Source organism: Lewinella sp., from assembly GCF_050633125.1.
GTDB lineage: Bacteria > Bacteroidota > Bacteroidia > Chitinophagales > Saprospiraceae > Lewinella.
In genome coordinates, this window is sequence record NZ_JBOEFX010000056.1 from 54,738 (window position 1) to 69,222 (window position 14,485).

The window sequence follows — 14,485 nt, forward strand, 5'->3', positions numbered from 1 at the left end:
AAAGGACTTGTATTGTTCGCATCTGCTATAAAATCAACATAGCATCCCCGTAAGAAAAGAAACGGTACTTTTCTTTAACGGCTTCTTGATAAGCGTGCTTAATCAAATCAGAGCCTCCAAATGCACTTACCATTATCAATAAGCTTGATTTTGGCAAATGAAAGTTAGAGATCATTGCATTGGCGATCTTAAAATCAAAGGGAGGGTAAATAAATTTATTTGTCCACCCTTCAGAGGCTTTCAGCATCAGCTCTGCGGAAACAGAACTTTCAATAGCTCTCATTGAAGTTGTACCTACGGCACAGACCTTCCGGTTACCCGCTGCTTTAGCTTTATTTACCTGTTCGACCGCTTTTTCGAGGATCTGGTAATATTCCGCATCCATTTTATGCTTGGACAGGTCTTCAACATCGATACTGCGAAAAGTACCTAGCCCAATATGGAGGGTAAGCTCAGCAAAATCAACACCTTTAATCTCAAAGCGCTTCATCAACTCTCGGCTGAAGTGCAGCCCGGCCGTCGGAGCTGCAACAGCTCCTATATTTTTAGCGAATACTGTTTGAAAACGTTCTTTATCGCTCTCTTCAGCTTCCCTATTCATCATCTTGGGTAAAGGAGTAGTACCAAGATAACTGAGTTCTTCACGAAACTCATCATCAGGACCATCGTAAAGAAAACGAATGGTACGTCCACGAGAAGTCGTATTGTCTACAACCTCGGCGACTAAACGATCATTATCGTGTTCATCACTGAAGTAAAGTTTATTACCTACTCTGATCTTCCGTGCAGGGTCAACAAGTACATCCCAAAGGCGTGCTTCCGTGTTCAATTCCCGCAACAAAAAGACTTCAATACGGGCACCCGTCTTCTCCTTACGGCCATACATACGGGCAGGAAAAACTTTGGTATTGTTGAAAATGAGTACATCTTCTTCGTCAAAGTATTCCAGAACATCCTTAAAGACACGGTGCTCGATTTCACCGGTTTCACGGTGTACAACCATCAATCGGGAATCATGCCGTTCTTTGGTCGGATACTTAGCAATCAGTGATTCAGGAAGATCATAGTTAAACTGAGAAAGTTTGGTCCTCATTTACATTTTTTTCAGATGCTAGTTCAAGGCTTACCTTAAAGCTTAGGAGCTTCATCAGAGATAATTCAGGTAAACGCTAAACGTGCTCACTACTTAAATAAGAGCGCAAAAATAGCAATTTATTTATCCAAAAGGCAAGCTTAGAGTGCCTAAATTATAAATATACCAACAACAAAGCTATTTGCCTTCTGTAAACCCTATTCAACAAGCATTTATTATTACCACTACCAGGCAGAACAAACCTGCATCTGGTTTAAATCCCGAGGCTAATAACCTATAAGCATCAACGATTGAACGTGAAATAAGCAGGGTTGGCAGATTTTTCCTTTTTCTTCATCTATAAAACACGGCTGATTCAGTCAGGTTCATTAGCTTCGTGAACTCAACACCCGATTACCATGAGAATATTTTTCAAAATCTTCACTGAAAGTATCCGGCAAGCTAGCCAACAACTAAGTGGCAACAAGCTGAGAAGCTTTCTGTCCTTGCTTGGCATTTCCATAGGTATTTTCTGTATCATCGGTGTGCTTTCTGCGGTTGACTCGCTAGAAGACAACATCCGGGGTAGCATGGAAAAATTAGGGAACGATGTACTCTATGTACAAAAATGGCCATGGGGAGATAATAGTAGCAACTGGTGGGATCTGATGAAACGCCCTACCCCACGCTACGAAGAATATGAAGTAATCAATGACAAAGCACGCTCTGCACAAATGAGCACTTTCTTTCTCGGTGCCGGTTCCAGAACACTGAAGTGGAAAAACAATAGTGTTGAGCGTTCTTTCCTCTGTGGGGTCACCCCAGAATTTGTTTCGGTATTCGGAATAGGTTTTCACAGAGGCCGCTTTTTCTCAGCTTCAGAGTCTTTTTACGCCAGTAACAAAGTCGTCCTTGGCTTTACTGTCGCCGAAGAACTCTTTGGGTCAGTTGAGCCCGTCGGTAAATCCATCAAACTTCAAGGAGGTACTTACGAAGTGATTGGTGTTTTAGAAAGCTCCGGAGATGAGTTAATCAACCCCCTGGATTTTGATGAAGCGGTCATCGTTACCTATAACAAAGTAAGTCGCTTGGTTAATGTCAAAGGAAATAACACCGATTCGTTCATTGCCGTAAAAGCACGCCCAGGCGTTAGCCTCGAAAAACTCAAAGGCGAACTAAGAATACTCGTCCGATCGCAACGGAGGCTAAACCCAAGAGAAGAGGACACTTTCGCGTTCAATGAATTGACTGTCGTTTCAGAACAATTTGATTCGTTTTTTGGAGTCCTCAATCTACTAGGCGGTGTAATTGGGTTCTTTTCTATCCTCGTGGGTGGGGTATCTGTTGCCAATATCATGTTTGTTTCTGTAAAAGAACGAACCAGTCAAATCGGGGTAAAGAAAGCGCTTGGAGCTAAACGTCACATTATTCTGTCTGAATTTTTGATCGAAGCGATTATCCTCTGTCTTTTAGGGGGCGCGATGGGACTTGGCCTGGTATTTCTTATTACTAAAATACTCACGGCAGCACTGGACTTCCCAATCTATATCGACCTTGGCAATGTGCTGCTAGGTGCTGGCATGTCGATCATTATCGGTGTAGTAGCCGGTTTTATTCCAGCAGTACAAGCCAGTAAACTTGATCCAGTAGAGGCTATGAGGCAGTAGTTCCAACGGTGATTACTCTTCTTCTTTCCTATACTCCCGAGGAGATTTGCCTGAATACTGATTAAACGTACGTGAAAAGTAGTTGGGATCGGTGAATCCGGTTTGATAAGCAATTTCTGCGATTGGCAACATCGATTCTTTAAGTAAAACCTGTGCTTTTGAGATGCGAAGACCTCGAATATATTGGGTGGGCGTCTGTCCCGTCAGGGCTTTTAGTTTACGATAAAATTGAGAAGAGCTCAACAACATGGCTTCTGCCAATGTATTCGCAGATAGCGTTTCATCACTAAGTCGTTCAATTACTTTAGCCTTCAGCTCTTTGAGAAAAATTAATTCCCGACTATTCAATCCATCCTTTGCCTCCGCTTGAGTTGGTATATCCGACTGACTTACCAATCTATAATGCTCTTGTAATTTCTGCTTTAGCCCATGTAAATTTTTCAATCGCAATAGTAATTCTTCGCGATTGAAGGGTTTAACCAAATAAGCATCTGCACCATAAGTCAGACCAACAAGTTTGTCCTTTTCACTCGCACGGGCGGTCAGCAAAACAATAGGAATATGCGAAGTCCTGTAGTCAGACTTTATAGCTTCACATAGTTCATAACCATCCAGTTCAGGCATCATAACATCGCTGATAATCAGATCAGGCAAATGCTCAATCGCTTCTGCTACGCCAACACGGCCATTATTTGCAATCCGAATTTGATAATTTGACGTTAGAATTTTTTCGAGGTAAGCAACTACGTCGTTGTTGTCTTCAACAATCAACAACAATGGTAGATCACTATCTGTAACCGCCTCTTCTAAGGCTTGTATGCCGGCAGAAACAGGCTCATTTACATAGGCTTGTTTTTCTAATGCTCCTGTCTGCGCTGTAGAAGGCTCCTCTAAGAATGGCAACAATATAGAGAAACAGCTGCCTTCTCCTACCCTGCTACGTACATTAATAGTACCTGACATAAGGGTAACTAATTGCTGAGTTAAGGCCAACCCAACCCCTGTTCCCAGCATTGAGACATCGCGATTACCAGCCTGATAAAAGGGGTCAAACAAGCTTTTCAAGTCTTTCTCTGGAATCCCCATTCCTGTATCAACAACCTCTATAGACAGGAAGGGCTGATGATCATTTTCCGTCACCTTTACCACAAGGGTTACTTCGCCTCCTGCCTCGCTAAATTTGATTGCATTAGACAAAAGGTTATAGATTACCTGCTGTAATTTCAACTCATCAAAAGGGATGATTAATTGGGAAACACTCGTTTTAAAGGATAATTTTATGTCCCGCTCCTTCGCGAGGGAATAAAAAGACTCCATGAGGTATCCCAAATAGGCTACAACATCATCTTTTATCAATTGTAGCTCTACTGCACCAGCTTCCAATTTTGCAAGTTCCAGCAACTGATTAGCCTGTCGAAGCAAATGGCTGCTATTACGATCAATAAGGTTAACGCTACTTTCCCAGTCCCCTTGCTGAGTATCAGAAAACGGTGTAGTACTTAATAAATTTTTCAAGTGATCTGCCATTCCAAGAATAACCGTCAGGGGCGTTCGCAACTCATGAGTAATATGCGTAAAAAACCATTCTTTAGCCGCATGTAATTCTGCTAAGCGCGCCGTTTCTCTCTCCTGCTGTTCTCTTAAAATTGTCGCTTTTTCGAGCGCAAATTGTGCCTCTTGCTTTTGCTGTACCGCTTCCTTTTGCCGATAAACCAAGCCTAATGAAAAAATAACGACTTCAATAATCGTCCCAATCTTATAAGCGAAAGTAGAAAATTCAATTGTTCTCATCCGATCNNCGATCAATCAAAGTCAATGTAATCCCAACTCCCATAGCAATTACCCCAGCAATGATGAAATACCGTTTAGGGTCATCTGTTTTCATTAAAACCCACAAAAAGAAGCTTAACAAAAACAGGAACGCGATCAGGTAGGTGACACCAATTGCATCAGCAATATCATAATTAAAATTAGTGACCAGCATGACCACTCCATCTAATAGTAAGAATACATAGGCCAGGTAGCTAAACCATCTAAAAAAACGATCCCATGCAGGCAATAACTTGTTTAAATCAAGAAAAGAGCGCAAGAAAGTCAGATAACCAACGACTATAAAATAGACGCTCAGCTTAAACGTATAAATCAGTTGCGGTTGATTAGGGAAAAGGTTTCCCATTAACCAGTCAGCAAGATCACCACTGTTATATACCGTAAAAACGGATAGCGCTAATAAATAAAGGGAGTAAAATATAAATGCTTCATCACGAGCCAAGAAGAAGAGAAACAAGTTATATAGCAAGATCAGAAAGATGAAGCCAAAGAACATGCCATTAAATAGCTTCTTCTGTTTTAGCTGATCAAAAAACACAGCTGTACTTGTAACTTGTATATCATAAACAGGAGCCATAAGCTTGCGATCACTACGCAATAACAAATAGACATTTACTTCCTGCTGGGCTGGGAGGTGCAGCTTTGCAAAATTACCTTTTAAACTAGGATAAAAAGTGCGTTCCGATACTCGGGTAAAAAAACCTGTTTTCCCCTTCTGAATGACACCATCTTCATCTATCGCTAGATAAGAAACATCCGTTAATAGCAAAGGAAACTTAAGAACCCACTCGACTTGCTCGTAAGCATCAGGAAGGTCGTTTTTCATTCGAAGATGAAACCAATAATTCCTTTCGGCTTCTAAAAAACCGCCCTCCTGAGGAATAGGAATAAAATCAGTATTCTCAAGCAATTCGAGAGAATATTCACCCTTTAATAAGTCTGGCGCATAATAAAGTAGCGAAGAAGGAATGGTGGTTGATTGACCATCTCTGAGTTCAAGGGGGAGAGAATTAGCTTGTAGGGAGAAATAAAATAGAAAGAGTATCCCTGTCAACAGGAATACACTACGCTTTGACTGTTGCTTCCAGGCTCCTAACACTGGTAACAACGGGGTTTCTCTATTAAAAACTGTGTGCATTTTCTCTTACCCAGACTTGTGTCTATCGACAAGGTAAGGAAAATAAAGAATGCAGGATTTTCAAAAGTAAGAAGGAAGGCGGTCAGGACACTAATTTTGTAGGTTAACAGTTATATATTACTCAACTGGTGCGTAACATAATGGTGCTTTTAGTGGTCGTGATTGAACAGGTTTTAGGCGCCTGACCGTTCCTTCTTTAATATATTTTTGCTTTTAAAACTGTTATAGAGCTTATTCTTCTACCCAAGTAAAATCTAGAATTTTCCTGATTTCACTTTTGACTAAATTCGAGTTAGCTCCGGTTTCTGCCATTAGCTTATCGATATCTTTATCGGGATGTGCTTTTTGAAAATGATCAAACATGGTTTCTCCTGACGCTAAAAACTCCGCAACAGATTTGAAGCCATCTACAGAACCACTATCGTAATCATAACTACTTCCCCAAGGCAACTCCATATTAACAATGCCCCATGCTTGCATTTCCCCAGCATCTGTAGGCTATCGCTAGCAACAATCCCAATAAGGAAATTAGCTTTCTCATACGTGTGCGGTTTTAGGTAAAAAATCTTATTATCCTAAAGATCATACTCCTTAGCCCAAAACACTAGCACTATTCTTTCAAAAAGATGGACAAAATTGACAATCCTTACTGTTTTTTTTGGAAAAGCTTGAACATTAATTGCGAGTATGTGGATTCCGAGCATTTTGGTAATCAAAATACTTAAAAAAACAAAAAATTGTATATTGGTCTTAGTTTATCTTAAAACCTATCATCATGCGCTACACTCTCTTAATCAGCCTATGCTGGCTTTTTTCTTATACTTATGGTCAAGAGAATAGAGGATGCACAATATGCAATTTACGCCAACAGTGCTACAGGCGTAAAAGTCCTAAGTAATACTTTTGAACGCAACTGGGTAGTAGCCAGGCTTGTCCAAAAAACGGCAAATCCAGCCGCAACCCATGTTTTTCGAGGCAACCTCTTCTTCGGTAATGTTTTGAAACCTCCTTTCAGTGGACAGGCTCCCTTACCTGGAACTCACTCATTCGCAGGTATATGGGCGAGTTCAATACCTTATGTATGGTTAGGAGATGGTAGTAACAGTCCGAATACAGCACTAAATCGTTTTGTTGATTTGAGAATTGGTATTATTTCTAACAAAAGCGTTTTCAGCGTTAACAGAACCAGCTTCGAAACCATCATTGATGCTGGAATTGTGGAAGGTTACCAAACAGGAATTGGTATTTTAGCAGAAGCCAGTAGCTACATTGTATACGCAATTTCACCTAAAGACCATTATATAAGAATTTACAATAATCGTTTTGACAATACCAACACCGGAATATTAACCATCAATGCCGTTTACGCAGAAAGAAGTGCTACAGGAGATGATAAAATTAACGATAATTATATTTACAGTAGTACAATATCAGGAGCTTCCTTAATTGCCCCAATGACATGGTAGGAGGTACTGGATAAACAATGGCGCAGAAGCCTGGACTGGTGAAAATGAAACATGGAATGAAGCATGGACGCAGCATCAGTTGTTTTTAGAAAATAGATCGGTGCAACAATCAGAAGATTTGCAAGTTGTAATGGAAGAATTGATACCACAGGGTGATCTCCTTGAGGAGCAATGGTATGTGGTCAATCGTTTGTTGGTAAAAGAAACAATAACCGGCGAACTCAGTGGAGAAGATTGGGCTATATTGGAAAACTTGGCAATACAATGTTATGACACCCATGGTCCATCCGTTTTTATTGCCCAGAGTATGCTTCCTGCCTGCCGCTGGCAGGAATACCATGAATTATCTCTTCTGGCCTGCGAGACCGCTGCAATACAAATTCCCAGTGTCGCTATCGAGGAAAGTATTTCATATCCCCCTAGCATGAGTTTGTACCCTAACCCCACTAGCAACCTGGTCAGAGTCGATATCAACGAACTAGAACCCAGTGCAGTGCCCGGAGAACTAATCCTTAAAAATGCTTACGGGAAAATCGTACTCCGTCAATCGATCCATGAAAACATCATTGATTTACAGCAACTCCCATCCGGTATGTACATTCTGGAATGGTGGTCAGGCAACCACAGGATCAGCACCGAGAAACTCATCAAATCATGAAAACCCAGCTAACGTTTTTTCTCCTTCTGAGCGTTTCTCTCATCAACGCTCAGAAGCATGATTATATCTGGAAAACTGGTTATGGAAGTTATCCTACGGGTACCATAGCAGGAGGAGTAGATATCGATTTCAACTTTACTCCTCCTGATACGACTTACTTATACCGTGACCTAGACTTCATTCGGAACAGTACGACAATCTGTGATGAATGGGGGAACATTCTTTTTAGTTCTAACGGTTGTCGTATTAATGGTGCTGATGACCTAAAACTATTGAATGGAGACACGATTAACCCTGGTTACTATTTCAATGAATTTTGTGATACCGCTAATAATTTAATTGCGTATCCTGCTATTCAAGACATTTTCTTTTTGCCCCACCCTACAGATACCAATCTCTATTATCTCGTTCATGCCCGACTAGGGTATGTGCAACCGCCGCAGGGGGAAGGAGGAATGAACGAATACCTCTACTACAGTCTGGTAGACAAGCGACTGGATAATGGCCGGGGGGATGTGATAGAGAAGAACGTAGAGATTCTGCATGATACCATGTCTATGAGCAGTATTTCGGCTGTACGACATGGTAACGGGCAAGACTGGTGGATCATCACCAATGAACAAGCTACCGATAACTATATCTTCGTGCGCCTGGATGCTGATGGCTTTTACGAGTCGCATCGGCAAGCCATTGGTGGTTTTGATCGGGAAGATGGAGCAACGGGCCAAAACAACTTCTCGCCAGATGGCAACTGGTTCGCACGATTCGGGCGCTACAACGGCCTGATCCTCTACCGTTTCAATCGCTGTGAAGGCAGTCTGCACCAACCGCTCTACGATGAGGTGCCTATGGCAGCAGACTCCTCTATTTCTACCGGAGGCGTAGCCTTTTCTCCAAACTCTCGCCTACTCTACCTCGTCACCAACCTGTGGATAGATCAGTACGATTTGTGGGCCGAAGACATCATCGGTAGTAAACAGCGGGTTGCTACTTGGGACGGTACGCTCATTCCACCGGCCAATGTTGGTACTTTCTTTTATTTACCTCAATTGGGGCCGGATGGTAAAATATACATCGGTGCAATAAATACGATTCCCTACCTCCACGTAATTGAACAACCCAACGAGCGCGGCTATGCCTGCCATGTCAATCAATTGGGGTTTCCATTGCCTTCACGTAATGGGCTGCTCATCCCCTATTTCCCCAATTATCGTCTAGGCGCCCTGGGGCCAGGAGGCTGCGACAGTTTGCCTACAAGTACCTGGCAGGTGCCAATCCATGCAGAAGAAAAAATGAACCTTTTCCCTAATCCGGCTAGTGAAAGGGTACAAGTGCAATTTGGTAGTACCGTGCAGCCCGATGACCTCCTGGTGATACGCGACTTGAGCGGGCGCGAGCTATGGCGGCAAGCCGCCCAACAACAAACACTGCACCTGGAGAAAATACCGCCTGGCACTTATTTGGTGGAATGGTGGCGAAAAGCGGGAAAATTGGCGGTGGAGAGGCTGATATGTAATTAATCTGCCCCAAAAACCTGGACAAAATGGACCATCCATCCATTTTTGAAAAACATGATGGGAGAAACGCTGTTAGACTGACGTTAATCTCAATCGTATGCCCACTACCTTACGTCTTATTCTTGGCGATCAGCTCAATACCCAGCACTCTTGGTTTCAGCAACTTGATGTCAATGTCACCTACCTTCTGTGTGAAGCCAGATCGGAAACCGATTACGTACAACACCATGTTCAAAAGGTTACTGGTTTTTTCCTGGCGATGCGATTGTTTTCTAAATGGCTAGAGGAACAAGGGCACCAGGTACATTACCTAAAGCTCGATGCTTCCGAAAATGCTGGATCAATTACGGCCAACGTAAAAAAGGTACTTGCAGATGGTGATTTCACCGCTTTTTCCTACCAATCGCCAGATGAATACCGACTAGATGAAGCATTAAAAAACTGCTGTGCCACCTTAGACCTCACCTGCCATTGTGTAGATTCCGAACACTTTCTCGTTGAACGCTCTTTTGTAGAAGAACTCTTCAAAAACAAGAAGACCTATCTGATGGAGACCTTCTACCGTAAGGTCAGAACCAAATACCAATTCCTCATGGAGGGAGATGGCGTTACACCCCTTACCGGCCAGTGGAATTACGACAAGAGCAACCGCAACCGACTTCCCAAAGACGTTCCCTTACCTGAAGTACCTTCCTTTAGTCGTGATGCCAGCGAAATTGCAGCATTGTTACAAAAGGAAAAGGTAAAGACCATCGGCAGTATGCAAGCCACGGACTTCGATTGGCCGCTGACAAGAGACGAAGCACTCCACTTACTCGATCATTTCTGCCAATATCGCCTTGCTCATTTTGGCACCTACCAAGACGCGATGACGGATCGGCACTACTTGCTTTTTCATTCAAAGCTCTCTTTTGTTCTGAACACCAAGATACTCTCTCCTCTGGAGGTATGCGAAGCCGCCATCAACTATTGGGAGCAGCATCAAGAAGAGATCAACATTGCACAAATTGAGGGTTTCTTGCGGCAGATTATTGGCTGGCGCGAATACATGCGGGGTGTTTACTGGGCACAGATGCCCGCCTACGCAGAGAAGAATTATTTCCAACACAATGCCAAGCTTCCTAGTTGGTATTGGACGGGGGCAACCAAGATGAAATGCCTGAGTCATGCCATTACGCAATCGCTAGAACACGCATACGCTCATCATATTCAGCGACTCATGGTCACTGGCAATTTTGCCCTTTTACTGGGTGTCCATCCCGACCAAGTGGATGCCTGGTACCTAGGTATCTATATCGATGCTATTGAATGGGTCGAAATCACTAATACCCGTGGCATGAGTCAATACGCCGACGGTGGGCTCCTTGCAACCAAGCCTTACGTTGCCAGTGCAAATTATATGAACAAGATGAGTGATTATTGCAAAAAATGCGCATATAATCATAAAGAAAAAACTGGAGATAATGCCTGTCCATTCAATAGCCTATACTGGGACTTTATGGATCGTCATCGTTCCCAACTAAAAAACAATGCCCGTATTGGTATGGCTTACCGTACTTGGGATCGTTACGAAAGTGAACAAAAAGAGGCAATTCTAAGAAAAGCCGATTGGGTAAAGAGAAATATAGAAACTTTATAGTCTTTTGTTTTTTGACAACAAGCTTACCCAACATCTCACAGCTTACTGTACCTTTGTACCACAAGTTATTGCGCAAAAAATAAATTGAACCTCTTTCTATGCTTTTTAAAGAGCTAATACGCTTGAAGTGGAGNNGACTCAATTTATTTTTGTGCTGTTCGTAAAGTAAAACCCCTTCAAGATGAAAAAGGTATATATCATTGCCGGGATCATGATTGCTGTTGCTGTTTCCTTGTTTGTAATGGCACAGGATGACCTCAGCACTTATGCAACGATTTCTCAGGCCGTGGAAACTGGTAGCCGCGTCAAAATTGCCGGGCAACTGGCCAAAGACATGGAGATGCTCTACGATCCAGTAGAAGATCCCAATCTTTTTACATTTTATATCCGTGATGACGAAGGAGCTACCCAAAAAGTCGTTCTTTTGCAACCTAAACCTCAGGATTTTGAGCTTTCGGAGCAAGTGGTACTTACCGGGCGTATGCAAGAAGATGCCTTTGTAGCTACCGATGTGCTCATGAAGTGCCCTTCGAAATACAAAGACGAAGAGATTTACCTGAAGGAACAGCAAGGTTAAGAAACACGAACGCATCGCGCTCACCAGTAGTTGCAGGAAATTATGATGATTGAAGAAATCCAATATGTAGGCGAACACCTGTGGCCTGGCCGTATCGGCCAGGCTGCCGTATTTATCGCCTTTAGCGCTGCTATCCTTAGTAGTATTGCTTACTTTTTTGCCACCCAAAAGCGGGAGGATGTTGAATTGGCCCATAGCTGGCAAAAAATTGGCCGCGTCGGTTTCGGCATTCATGGTTTAGCAGTATTTACCATTATTGGTATGCTGTTTTACGTGATGCTTAACAACTACTACGAGTACCAGTATGTGCAAGCTCACGTCAACGACGATTTGGCTTTCCGCTATATTTTCTCCGCATTTTGGGAAGGACAAGAAGGAAGTTTTCTGCTATGGATGTTCTGGCACGTCATATTGGGAGGCTTACTAATGCTCTCTGCTAAAAAATGGGAATCTCCGGTAATGGCCATTCTTGCCTCGGTAGAGATCATTATTGGCTCTATGCTCCTGGGGATTTATATTGGCTTTGGTCCTGAAGCATTCCGCTTGGGTAGTAACCCCGCCTTGCTACTCCGCGATGTGATGGAAGCGCCCATTTTTGCCAATGCCGAATATGTGAGTTTGTTGGACGGAACAGGACTAAACCCCTTGTTGCAAAACTGGTGGATGACCATCCACCCTCCTACCCTTTTCCTCGGTTTTGCTTCAACGGTCGTACCCTTTGCTTTTGCAATGGCTGGCTTATGGGTTCGTGATCACCGTGGCTGGCTGGCTCCGGTCTTGCCGTGGGCTTTATTCAGTGGTGCTATTCTCGGCACAGGAATACTCATGGGTGGTGCATGGGCCTACGAAGCCCTCAGCTTTGGCGGTTACTGGGCTTGGGATCCGGTAGAAAATATGTCATTGGTGCCATGGATCGTGCTTATCGCGGGTATTCACACCAATCTTATTGCCAGAACGACTGATCAAAGCATTCGCGCTACTTACATTTTCTATGCGCTGAGTTTTATCATGATTGTTTATTCTACCTTCCTTACCCGTAGTGGGGTCTTGGGGGAAACCTCTGTACACGCATTTACAGAAATGGGACTAGAGTGGCAGCTTGTCACTTTTATTGTAGTATATGTGCTGTTGGCTGCTTACCTGTTCTTCTCTAGAATCAAGGGCATCCCTGCACCAGAAAAAGAAGAGGCGACAAGTAGTAAGGAGTTTTGGATGTTTATTGGTAGCCTGGTGTTATTGTTTTCTGCCGTCTTGATTACAGCTTCTACTTCTCTGCCGGTTTACAATAAAATCCGAACGTTTTTTGATCCCGGCTTTGTTGGACGGGTAATTACAGACCCCGTTCCACACTTCAACAAGTACCAGCTTTGGATCGGTGTTTTTATTGGCCTACTTACTGGCTTCAGCCAATTTTTACGCTTTCGCGAAAAGAACTTCTCTTCCTTTTTGAAAAAATTCCTACTGCACACCGGAATAGGTGTTGTACTGGCGATAATATTCACTTACCTCTCTACCCTGGCTATTAACTTAAGTGCATGGCAATACCAACTGTTGATGTTCAGTGGCTGGTTTGCTGTAGTTACCAATGTAGATCATATCATCTCCTTCCTACGTGGCAACCTAAAAGTTGGTGGTTCGGCTATTTCTCACATCGGCTTCGGGCTGATGCTCGTTGGTGTACTCTTTAGTGGTCTCAACCAAAAAGTGATTTCCCGCAATCCTTTCCTCATGGAAGGCTTGACGGCCAATGAAGAAGCAAAGCGGAATACGGTTCTCCTCTTAAAAGATTCCCCCATGATTATGGATGAATACGAGGTGACCCTTACCGGTGATAGCATTGATTACCTGACTCGGACTTATTATATTGATTATAAACGCCGAGACGAAACCGGCAAGGTGGTGGAACAATTCCAATTAGAGCCTAATATCCTCTACGACAAGGAATTCACTAAAGTAGCGGCTTCCAATCCCAGCACCAAACAGTATTGGAACCGGGATGTCTTTACACATATTGCTGCCCTGCCTCCGGAAGAGATGGACATCACGGAAAAGAAGGCCAAAGAAGATAGCCTTGACTACAAGACCTACATAATGGGTGTTGAAGAAAAGCTCACCTTCCTGGATACCGTGCCGGTCAAAGACCGGGATACCTTCCTCGTGCGATCTTTTGACTTGGAGGTACTTGATATTCAACGTAATGCTCAGCACAAAGATTATATTCCAGAAACAGGTGATATCGCTGTCAGTGCTCGAATTAAGGTAACCAGTTCGGAAAAAGATTCCAGTTTTATTGCCAAGCCTGTACTGGTACTGCGAGGTCAGGTTTTATATAGTTTCCCCGATCAGATCAACCCTCTCAATACACGAGTCAAGCTTAATGAGGAGGTTTTTGACCTCGTCTATACAGCGGAAACAGAACTCGACTACCAGGAGTATGTCATTTCGCAAGGGGATGAAGTAATGGTTGATGACATAAAGGTGAAGTTTCAAGGTTTCAACAAAGATGTCACCCTACCTAGCTATGAAGAGCAAGAAGGGGACATTGCAGTTGCAGCCATACTCAATGCAACCACTCCTGATGGAAAAACAGCCAGCATAGAACCGGTTTTCCTCATTAGGAATAGCAAACCCCTTAATTTGAAGGATGAAGCGACCGAAATAGGCTTGCATGCTCGTTTTGTGTCCATTAATCCAAAAGATGGAAAGGCAACTGTATTTATGGCTCACCAAGCCCCTAGAGTACCCAGAGCGTCTTTTTCCGTCGCTACACGGTCATTCCGCACCGACTGGGTAGCCCTACAGGCTATCGAATTTCCAGGAATCAATTATTTCTGGCTTGGAGCTTCATTAATGATGTTTGGCTTAACGATCAGTATGTACCACCGTATACGTACACTGGCCTAATATTCATTCTATAAACA

Annotated in this window: 10 protein-coding genes and 1 pseudogene; 7 read left to right on the forward strand and 4 right to left on the reverse strand. The window is 43.2% G+C overall.

What is annotated here, in order from left to right:
• Nucleotides 1-25 precede the first annotated feature (25 nt).
• The gene (gene queA / locus ACRBG0_RS13465; protein ID WP_431487390.1) at nucleotides 26-1,093 is read right to left on the reverse strand and encodes a tRNA preQ1(34) S-adenosylmethionine ribosyltransferase-isomerase QueA; all 1,068 of its coding nucleotides are present in this window, start codon (nucleotides 1,091-1,093) and stop codon (nucleotides 26-28) included.
• Nucleotides 1,094-1,491: 398 nt separating this feature from the next.
• Here queA and ACRBG0_RS13470 point away from each other — a divergent pair, with 398 nt between their 5' ends.
• Nucleotides 1,492-2,739, forward strand: a complete 1,248-nt coding sequence (locus ACRBG0_RS13470; protein WP_431487391.1) for an ABC transporter permease — start codon at nucleotides 1,492-1,494, stop codon at nucleotides 2,737-2,739.
• Between the two features lie 12 nt (nucleotides 2,740-2,751).
• Here the strand turns inward: ACRBG0_RS13470 and ACRBG0_RS13475 are convergent.
• The 3 genes and pseudogenes from ACRBG0_RS13475 to ACRBG0_RS13485 all read right to left on the reverse strand — a co-directional run.
• Nucleotides 2,752-4,536: hybrid sensor histidine kinase/response regulator transcription factor (locus tag ACRBG0_RS13475; RefSeq protein ID WP_431487392.1), on the reverse strand; the 1,785-nt coding region annotated here is incomplete at its 5' end.
• 2 nt (nucleotides 4,537-4,538) lie between these two features.
• Nucleotides 4,539-5,707, reverse strand: a pseudogene (locus tag ACRBG0_RS13480) (7TM diverse intracellular signaling domain-containing protein); the annotation flags it as partial.
• Nucleotides 5,708-5,938: 231 nt separating this feature from the next.
• Complete coding sequence (locus ACRBG0_RS13485) at nucleotides 5,939-6,187, reverse strand: hypothetical protein (RefSeq protein WP_431487393.1); 249 nt, start codon at nucleotides 6,185-6,187, stop codon at nucleotides 5,939-5,941.
• Nucleotides 6,188-6,531: 344 nt separating this feature from the next.
• Between ACRBG0_RS13485 and ACRBG0_RS13490 the strand changes: the two genes are divergently transcribed.
• The 6 genes from ACRBG0_RS13490 to ccsA all read left to right on the forward strand — a co-directional run bounded on the left by ACRBG0_RS13490 (nucleotide 6,532) and on the right by ccsA (nucleotide 14,468).
• Entirely contained in the window at nucleotides 6,532-7,173 is a 642-nt protein-coding gene (locus ACRBG0_RS13490) for a hypothetical protein (RefSeq protein ID WP_431487394.1), read from the forward strand.
• Nucleotides 7,174-7,273: 100 nt separating this feature from the next.
• Nucleotides 7,274-7,831, forward strand: a complete 558-nt coding sequence (locus ACRBG0_RS13495) for a T9SS type A sorting domain-containing protein (protein ID WP_431487395.1) — start codon at nucleotides 7,274-7,276, stop codon at nucleotides 7,829-7,831.
• On the forward strand, nucleotides 7,828-9,351 hold the full coding sequence (locus tag ACRBG0_RS13500) for a T9SS type A sorting domain-containing protein (RefSeq protein ID WP_431487396.1): 1,524 nt from the start codon (nucleotides 7,828-7,830) through the stop codon (nucleotides 9,349-9,351). Before ACRBG0_RS13495 ends, ACRBG0_RS13500 begins: the two co-directional genes overlap by 4 nt.
• Before the next feature lie 94 nt (nucleotides 9,352-9,445).
• Nucleotides 9,446-10,987, forward strand: a complete 1,542-nt coding sequence (locus ACRBG0_RS13505; RefSeq protein ID WP_431487397.1) for a cryptochrome/photolyase family protein — start codon at nucleotides 9,446-9,448, stop codon at nucleotides 10,985-10,987.
• Between the two features lie 181 nt (nucleotides 10,988-11,168).
• Entirely contained in the window at nucleotides 11,169-11,564 is a 396-nt protein-coding gene (locus tag ACRBG0_RS13510; RefSeq protein ID WP_431487398.1) for a cytochrome c maturation protein CcmE, read from the forward strand.
• Between the two features lie 42 nt (nucleotides 11,565-11,606).
• Nucleotides 11,607-14,468 carry a cytochrome c biogenesis protein CcsA gene (ccsA, locus tag ACRBG0_RS13515; protein ID WP_431487399.1) on the forward strand — a complete coding sequence of 954 codons (2,862 nt, stop codon included), beginning with the start codon at nucleotides 11,607-11,609 and terminating at the stop codon, nucleotides 14,466-14,468.
• The last annotated feature ends 17 nt before the right edge of the window (nucleotides 14,469-14,485 follow it).